Annotated in this window: 8 protein-coding genes; 4 read left to right on the top strand and 4 right to left on the bottom strand. The window is 55.5% G+C overall.

Features of this window, described 5'->3' with window-relative positions; all coding sequences use genetic code 11:
• The first annotated feature begins 96 nt into the window (after nt 1–96).
• A complete protein-coding gene (locus tag OXF42_03800; protein MCY4047219.1) occupies nt 97–1,047 on the top strand; it encodes a DUF3616 domain-containing protein in 951 nt (316 codons plus the stop codon).
• On the opposite strand, the gene OXF42_03805 is transcribed toward OXF42_03800, so the two are convergent.
• Genes OXF42_03805 through OXF42_03815 form a run of 3 tightly spaced genes read right to left on the bottom strand, consistent with a single transcriptional unit; the run spans nt 1,041 to nt 3,423 of the window.
• Nucleotides 1,041–1,961 (bottom strand): AEC family transporter, encoded by a 921-nt coding sequence (locus tag OXF42_03805; GenBank protein MCY4047220.1) that lies wholly within the window; start codon nt 1,959–1,961, stop codon nt 1,041–1,043. The genes OXF42_03800 and OXF42_03805 overlap by 7 nt on opposite strands.
• Nucleotides 1,961–2,938 carry a ketoacyl-ACP synthase III gene (locus OXF42_03810; protein MCY4047221.1) on the bottom strand — a complete coding sequence of 326 codons (978 nt, stop codon included), beginning with the start codon at nt 2,936–2,938 and terminating at the stop codon, nt 1,961–1,963. Before OXF42_03810 ends, OXF42_03805 begins: the two co-directional genes overlap by 1 nt.
• Nucleotides 2,939–2,970: 32 nt before the next feature.
• On the bottom strand, nt 2,971–3,423 hold the full coding sequence (locus OXF42_03815) for a hypothetical protein (GenBank protein ID MCY4047222.1): 453 nt from the start codon (nt 3,421–3,423) through the stop codon (nt 2,971–2,973).
• A 68-nt stretch (nt 3,424–3,491) separates the two neighbouring features.
• Between OXF42_03815 and OXF42_03820 the strand changes: the two genes are divergently transcribed.
• Entirely contained in the window at nt 3,492–3,668 is a 177-nt protein-coding gene (locus OXF42_03820) for a hypothetical protein (protein ID MCY4047223.1), read from the top strand.
• 51 nt (nt 3,669–3,719) lie between these two features.
• Here OXF42_03820 and OXF42_03825 read toward each other — a convergent pair whose 3' ends face one another.
• A complete protein-coding gene (locus tag OXF42_03825) occupies nt 3,720–4,751 on the bottom strand; it encodes an LLM class flavin-dependent oxidoreductase (protein ID MCY4047224.1) in 1,032 nt (343 codons plus the stop codon).
• 62 nt (nt 4,752–4,813) lie between these two features.
• Here OXF42_03825 and OXF42_03830 point away from each other — a divergent pair, with 62 nt between their 5' ends.
• Both OXF42_03830 and OXF42_03835 read left to right on the top strand, forming a co-directional pair.
• Nucleotides 4,814–5,875: an LLM class flavin-dependent oxidoreductase gene (locus OXF42_03830; GenBank protein MCY4047225.1), complete on the top strand. Its 1,062-nt coding sequence runs from the start codon at nt 4,814–4,816 to the stop codon at nt 5,873–5,875.
• A 304-nt stretch (nt 5,876–6,179) separates the two neighbouring features.
• Nucleotides 6,180–7,310, top strand: coding sequence for a Fic family protein (locus OXF42_03835; protein ID MCY4047226.1), 1,131 nt, complete (start codon nt 6,180–6,182; stop codon nt 7,308–7,310).
• The last annotated feature ends 87 nt before the right edge of the window (nt 7,311–7,397 follow it).

The following is a 7,397-nucleotide window of genomic DNA, read 5'->3' on the forward strand; positions in this document are numbered from 1 at the left end:
GGTTTGTGAGGATAAAACTCTCCGCCCGCGCGCTTCGCACGATTGACAAAAAGGGTCTGCTTTCATTCCTTAGAAGCGAGGGGCTTACGCTGAAAGATGTCGTCCGTTAGACGCGCCGCGCAAAGGCTTCTTTTCTTTTTCTCCGTATTTATAGTCTCCGCGCCCGCGCAAGGCGAGGTTTCCGTTTTTCGCGGAATGTGCGATGCATCCGCAACGGTTGGCGTTGGCGGGAACATGTTGCTTGTCGCAGATGATGAGGACAACACCCTGCGGCTTTACCGGATGCGGGGAGGCAAACCGGTCCGCAAGTTCAACATGAACCGGTTTTTGAAGACCCCGAAGCGAAGAGAGGCTGATATTGAGGGCGCGGCCCGCATGGGTGAAACCGTTTACTGGATAACTTCCCACGGGACAAACAAGGAAGGAAAGCCCCGGCCGGGGCGGCATCGCCTGTTCGCCACAAAGGTGACGGTGTTTGGAGGCAAGGTGAAGGTCTCAAAGGTCGGAACCCCCTACCGGGGTCTGGTGGAGGCGTTTGAGAAAGACGCGCGTCTGAAACGGTTCGGTCTCTCCGAAGCGGCAAATAAGGCGCCCAAAAGCCGGGGCGGGCTCAACATAGAGGGTCTCGCCCGATATGGGAAAGACGGGCTTATAATAGGGTTGCGCAACCCGACTCCGGACGGCAAGGCGCTTCTGATTCCGCTTGAAAACCCCGGCGAGGTGGTCGGGGAGGGCAAAGAGCCCCGTTTCGGCGAGCCTGTCCTTCTGCCTCTTGGAGGCCGGGGAATAAGGTCTGTCATAAACGCGCGCGACAGCTATCTGATAGTGGCCGGGGCGCGGAACGGCGCGCCAGACTTCGCGTTTTACAAGTGGGAGGGCGGAAGCGATATCCCTCAGCCTGTGCCCGGTCCGAAAATCGGCGGACTGAATCCCGAAGCGATGGCGTTTTTCCCCCGAAGGGGACTGATCGCGCTCCTGAGTGATGACGGCGCCCTGTGCAAAAACAGATATGGCGACAGATTCCGCGGCACATTTCTCCGCTACTGACTGGGCACGCCAAGATATGAAATGATGGTCGGCAGGACGGCGAAAGAGACCGCCGTTCCGACCGCAATGACGGACGCCACTTTCTCCGGTTCAGCGCCGTATTTTTCCGCAAGCACGAGGCAGGTAACCGCCGTGGGCATGGCGCACTGAAGAACCATAACCTTGGCCGCAAGGTCCGGCACGGCGAAAAACGGAACTATCAAAAGCGCGCTCACCAGCCCGACCGCCACGCGCGAAACCCCGAACAGGGAGGAAACCCAGAAGTTTGAAACCGAACACTCCGAAAGCCGGTATCCCAGCACGAACATCATCCCCGGAACCGCAATGTCTCCGAGAAGACCCACCGCCCTGTCCAGAAAAACCGGGACTTCGTGCCCGCCGAAATTCACCCACATCCCCCCGACCGCCGCGTATATGAGCGGCAGCTTGAATATCTCCGCCACCGCGCCGCGCGGGCTCACAAGGGCGACCCCGGCGGTGTAGTGAAGAACCGCCATCGCCACCATGCACACGACCGCAATCTGAAACCCCTCCTGCCCGAAAGCGAACAGAATGAGCGGCAGCCCCATGTTGCCGTTGTTGGCAAACACCATTGTGGGCGCGTAAACGCGGCGCGGCAGCCCCAGTATCTTCGTGAAGGCGAGCCCCGCAAGCAGGCATACCGCCGAAACGCAGACGAAAAACCCGAAGATCTTTACAACGAAATTAATGTCCATCGCCGGCGAGGCGAATGAGGAAAAGATGAGACACGGCGCGGCAATGTAGAGAACCAGGTCGTTTACGGACGAGATGTCAACGCGCTTGAGCCTGCCGAACACAAACCCCACCGCCACAATAAGAAAAACCGGCAGAACAATGCGGACTATCCCGGCGTCCGTTACTTCAAGGCGGAGCGGAAAACCAAAGTCGGGCATCACAGCCTCACAACGCACGAGCCCCAGGTGAAACCCGCCCCGAAGGCGGCCATAAGCAGAGTGCTGCCCTCTCCCACCCTGCCTTCGCGCAGAGCCTCGTCAAGGGCAAGCGGTATTGAGGCGGAGGACGTGTTGCCGTAACGGTCAAGATTGACCGAGATTTTGCTTTCCGGCATGTCCATCCTCTTTCTGATTGCCTCTATTATTCTCAGGTTCGCCTGATGAGGTATAAACAGGTCTATGTCCGCGGGCGTAACACCGGCGAGGGAAAGCGCCTCTTCTGACGCGACCTCCATCGCCTTGACCGCGACCTTGAAAACCTCGTTGCCCTCCATCTTGAGAAAGTGGCTGCGCTCCCGCACGCTTTGTTCGGTCGCGGGTATGCGCGAGCCGCCGCCCGGCATATAAAGCAGATTCCAGTTGTCGCCGTCCGAGCCCATGCAGGAGGAAAGAATTCCGGGGCTGTCGGAAGAGCGCAAAACCGCCGCCCCGGCGCCGTCCCCGAAAAGAACGCAAGTTGCCCTGTCCTCGTAGTCAACTATCTTTGAGAGGGATTCCGCGCCCACCGCAAGCACGGTGCGGGCGCGTCCGCACTCTATCATGTCCCTGCCTATGTGAAGGGCGTAGAGGAAGCCCGAACAGCCCGCGAGTATGTCAAAGGCGTAGGCGTTTTTTGCCCCCAGTTTGCTTTGCAGAACGCATCCGGTTGAGGGGAAAAGGTAGTCCGGCGTAACCGTGGCAACCACTATCACGTCCACCTCCCCGGCGGAAACCCCGGCGGCTTCAAGCGCCTCGCGGGCGGCGCGCAACGCCATGTCGGAAGACGCCTCGTCTTCCGGCAGTATCCTCCTCTCCCTTATGCCCGTTCTGGAGACTATCCACTCATCGGACGTCTCAACAATCTTCTCAAGGTCGCTGTTGGAAAGTATTTTCTCGGGGGCGTAGGAGCCTATGGACGCAATTTTTACGAAACCCATTCCCGCCATTATCGGATTAAAAAAGATTGATGTCAACCGCCAATTGCGAGAGCGCGGGCGCGCGCAATCTTTCGGGACTCCTCCTCGTCAAAAGAGACGCTGAAGCGAGCCTGCGGGTCGCCGCCGCCAGAAAACCACACCTCCGCGCCTCCCCCGTCGCACAAAACGGAAAGAGCCCCGGTGTCGGCGGGCGAATCCGGCATGAAAAAGTAGTCGTAACTGAACTTGCCGGACGCGCCCGCATCAACAACCATAACGGCGCAGACCGAAGGGAACTCATCCCGCGCAATATGCTCAAAGTGGAAACTTATGCCCGGCTCAAACCCGTCTCCGAAAAGCAGGGCAAGGGCGGGGTCTTTGACGGCAAAAACAGCCGCGCCGCCATGCCGCACAACAAGGCAGCCCGAATCAATCACGGAGAACGCCATCGCGGTTTCCTCGTCAAAACCGCCCGCCCCGCCGGTTATACGTTTTGCGCTCGCCACCGGACTATGTTACACGAAAACCGCTTTTTGCTTGACTGCCCGGCGGTTTTCATTGTAGTATTTCATTTATGGACAGTAGCATCACCATTATAGCGATTGTGGTCGTGGCTCTTGTTGTCGTTCTCTTTGTCGCCAAGGGTAAAGGCGGTGAAGGGGGCGGAGGCTCTTCAGGTTCAGACGCGCCCGCTCCTCCGGAAAGCAAAAGCACCGGCGATGAGCAGGACGCTTTCCGCGCTCCGAAATAAGTCCGGCCCGTCTTGTGATTCTCGCGGGGTGAATTCCCTGCGGGCGTGTTTTTACGCCCGCTTGAAAGCGGGAATTACTTCCTTTCCGAACATCTCAATACAGCGCGAAGTCTCTTCGGGCGGCGCTTGAGGGAACACCATTCTGCACGCTATGTTGTTTATACCGGCCTCGCGGCGGTATTTCTCAATTTCCTCCGCGCACTTGTCCGGCGTTCCGATAATGAAGCGGTCTTCTGCCATGTGCTCAAAAAGAGGGTCGTCCGGCCCCTTTACCTGCTCGCCCCTTATGAAGATCTTTATCCCGAGCGACAGGTAGAACCTGTACATGTTGATTATGTATTTCTCCCCGCCTTCAAGCGCGCCTTTCCGTCCGCCGCTCACAAAGGTCTCCCGGAGGAGGACGTGTTCCGCGCCTTCGGGGTCGCGCCCGGCGTCGCGCGCGGCGGAGTCATACCAGCCGAGGGTGTCGTGTATCATCTCCATTGTGCGCCCGGGGCCTATCAGCAGCGGGTATCCAAGACGCCCCGCCCTCCTGACGGCGGGCTCTTCAAACGCCCCGATATACAGGGGAATGTGCGGTTTCTGAACGGGCTTGGGCGTAACCTCCACGGACTCGCACGAAAACCTTTTGCCGTGGTATGAAAACGGCCCGTCCGACCATGATTTAAGCAGTATGTCTATGCCCTCCTCAATCAGCGAGGGGCGGTTTTTGATGGAAAGGCCGAAGCCGTCAAACTCCTCTTTGCGGTATCCGATGGCGACTCCGAGGTCAAACCTGCCGCCGGAGATGTTGTCCGCCACGGCGGCGTCCTCCGCTATGCGGAGCGGGTTGTGAAGGGGCAGGATAAGCGCCGCCGTCCCTATGCGGATTGTGCTTGTGACCGCCGCCATCGCGGCCGCCATTGCAAGCGGCGAGGGGCAGTATCCGTCTTCAAGAAAGTGATGTTCCGACAGCCAGACGGAATCAAAACCCGAGTCTTCGGCGAGTTGCGTCTGCCGCAACGCCCCGGAATAAAGTTGACTGTGGCTCGCTTTCGTGTCCGGATGCGTCTGCATACTGAAAAGTCCGACTCCAAATTTCATTTTGACCTCCCCTAAAGGTTGCTGTTAGGATTATACGCTAAACAGCAAAAAGGAGTGAAGTTATGGCGGAAACAATAAAATTTGGTCTTTCAGCGCCCATGCCCGGCGCAGACACTCAGGGGCTTCTTGAGTTCTCAAAAAAGGCGGACAAACTGGGCTTCAGCGCGATATGGTATCCCGACCACACGGTTTTTGTCGCGCCCGGGGCTCTTGCGCCGGAGGCGTGGACGGTTGCGTCCGCGGCGGCGGGCATAACTTCGGACATAAGCCTTGCGACAGTGTCCGACCCTCACAAGGTTCATCCCGCCACATTCGCCCAGCGGCTCGCCACAGTTGACCATCTGTCCGGCGGAAGGGCGACCGTTGCAATGGGGGTGGGAGAGTCCATGAACCTTGACGCTTACGGAATCCCGTGGAACAAGCCGTTCACGCGGATGAGGGAGGCGGTTGAGGTGATGCAGTTGCTCTGGAAAAATGACGAGAACAGCCCGGTCAATTACAACGGGCAGTTTTTCAACCTGAAGGATGCGTTTCTTCAAATCAGGCCCTTTGAGCGCGACAGAATCCCCGTTTACTTTGCCACGCACACGCCCAAGGGGCTTGCGCTGACGGGGGAGATGGGAGACGGCTGGCTGCCGATTGACCTGAACCCGGCGCTTTACGAGAAATATCTGGGCGAGATACACGCCTCGGCGGACAAGGCGGGAAGGGACAGAAAAGAGATTGACCCCGCGCTGTGGGTGTTCACCTCGCTCGGCGCGGATGAGGATGAGGCGTATAAGGCGATTGAGCCGTTCAAATACGTGCTGATAATGCAGGAGCAACTGGCGGCGGCGGGATACGATGTGAAGATTCCCGATGAATACAAGGGGCTGAACTACTTCAACATAGTCCCTCAGGACACGGACGGCAGGGCAAAGTTCCGTGAGATAGGGCAGTTTTTCCCGCGCGAGGCGATCATGGACTTCACCATCACGGGCTCAAAGGATGACTGCATAAAGAGGATAGAGGCGTTTGTGGACAAGGGAGTGAGAAACTTTGTTCTGTTCTACCGCTTCAGCCCCGACCCTGAAAAGGCGCTTGAGACATACGCGAAGGAGATCATTCCCTACTTTAAGGGGTAGCCTAGCCCCGGAGGTTTGTGTTAAGTTTGCGGGGTCAGACTTTAAACAAACAGTTTTGTTGCTAATAGAATATAAGCAAACACCCTCAATAGTTACAAACTTGGCTTTTTGTAGACATTCGGCATCCGAATAGTTACCAAAATTGCCATTCCGGTTTACATTCATCATCTCAATAGTTACAAACTCGGCTTTTTGTAGACATCTGACATCCGAATAGTTACCAAAATCGTCATTCCGGTTTGCATTCACTCCTTCAATAGTTACAAACTTGGCTTTTTGTAACTATTGAAGGTATAATAGAGGCATGGAAAATGTGATAGGCAGAAACATAGGGCAGTTGGAGGGATACAACGCTTTTGTCCCGTCAAATGTCTGCGACATCAAGTTTGAACTTACGGAAGACACTTTGAAAGGCGCTCATGACGCCGCCCTTGCTGTCGGCAAGTTGGACGGGGTCAGCAAGTTGTTGCCGGACATAGACTTCTTTCTGTTTATGTATATACGCAAGGACGCGACTCACTCAAGCAACATTGAGGGAACTCAGGCGACTCTGATTGAGAGCATTGAGCAGGAAGCAAAGGTTTCAAGCAAGATTCCCGAAGATGTTTCGGACATAATTCAATACATAAAGGCGATGAACAAGGGCTTTGAAAGTCTGGAGCGGATTCCAATCAGCAACCGCTTCATACGGCTTCTGCACAAAGAACTTATGGAAGGCGGAAGGGAGTCTCACTATTCGGACCCCGGAAACTTCCGCACATCGCAGAACTGGATAGGCGGAAAAACTCCTCAAAAGGCGAGTTTTGTCCCTCCGCCGCCTTCGGAAGTGAACAGACTGATGGGCGAACTTGAGACCTTTCTTCACAGGCGGGACAACATTCCGCCCATAGTGAAAGCGGGAATTATTCACGCGCATTTTGAGACGATTCACCCTTTTCTTGACGGAAACGGAAGAACGGGGCGGCTTCTTATAACGTTTTTCCTGAGCGAGCAGAAGATGCTTGAGAAACCCATTTTATTCCTCTCCTCGTTTTTTATGGGATACCGCCGGGATTATTACGACGGGTTGATGTCATACCACAACGGGGAATACAAGAAGTGGATTGACTTTTTCCTGTTCGGGGTTGCTCAAACGGCAAATGAGTCAATAGGGGTGGCGGAAAGAATAGTCAAAATCCGCGAGAGCGACATGGCGAAAATCTCCGGTCTGTCCCGAAGGGCATCGGAAACCGCATTAAAGATTTATCCAAACCTGTTTGCTTTGCCTATAGTGAATGTGGCAAAAGTGGCTGAGTGGGGAGGGTTAACGCGCACCGGAGCGCAGAAGGTGATTAACCGCTTTGTGGACATGGGCATACTCAAGCCCAGAGATCCCGACAAAAATTATGGGCGGTCTTATGAGTACGAGGAGTATTTGAGGGTGTTTGTGGATTGAGAGATTAGAATGCGATTAACGTTTGGAAATATCGTCATTCTACATCACCCCATAATTGCTTACATATCCTTATTACTAATTTTGTTC

Source organism: Candidatus Dadabacteria bacterium (genome assembly GCA_026708565.1).
GTDB lineage: Bacteria > Desulfobacterota_D > UBA1144 > Nemesobacterales > Mycalebacteriaceae > Mycalebacterium.

Coding starts and splice junctions, on each gene's coding strand:
- OXF42_03820 (MCY4047223.1), top strand. CDS start 3,492: ATGGACAGTAGCATCACCATTATAGCGATTGTGGTCGTGGCTCTTGTT.
- OXF42_03830 (MCY4047225.1), top strand. CDS start 4,814: ATGGCGGAAACAATAAAATTTGGTCTTTCAGCGCCCATGCCCGGCGCA.
- OXF42_03810 (MCY4047221.1), bottom strand. CDS start 2,938: ATGGGTTTCGTAAAAATTGCGTCCATAGGCTCCTACGCCCCCGAGAAA.
- OXF42_03825 (MCY4047224.1), bottom strand. CDS start 4,751: ATGAAATTTGGAGTCGGACTTTTCAGTATGCAGACGCATCCGGACACG.
- OXF42_03835 (MCY4047226.1), top strand. CDS start 6,180: ATGGAAAATGTGATAGGCAGAAACATAGGGCAGTTGGAGGGATACAAC.
- OXF42_03800 (MCY4047219.1), top strand. CDS start 97: ATGTCGTCCGTTAGACGCGCCGCGCAAAGGCTTCTTTTCTTTTTCTCC.
- OXF42_03805 (MCY4047220.1), bottom strand. CDS start 1,961: ATGCCCGACTTTGGTTTTCCGCTCCGCCTTGAAGTAACGGACGCCGGG.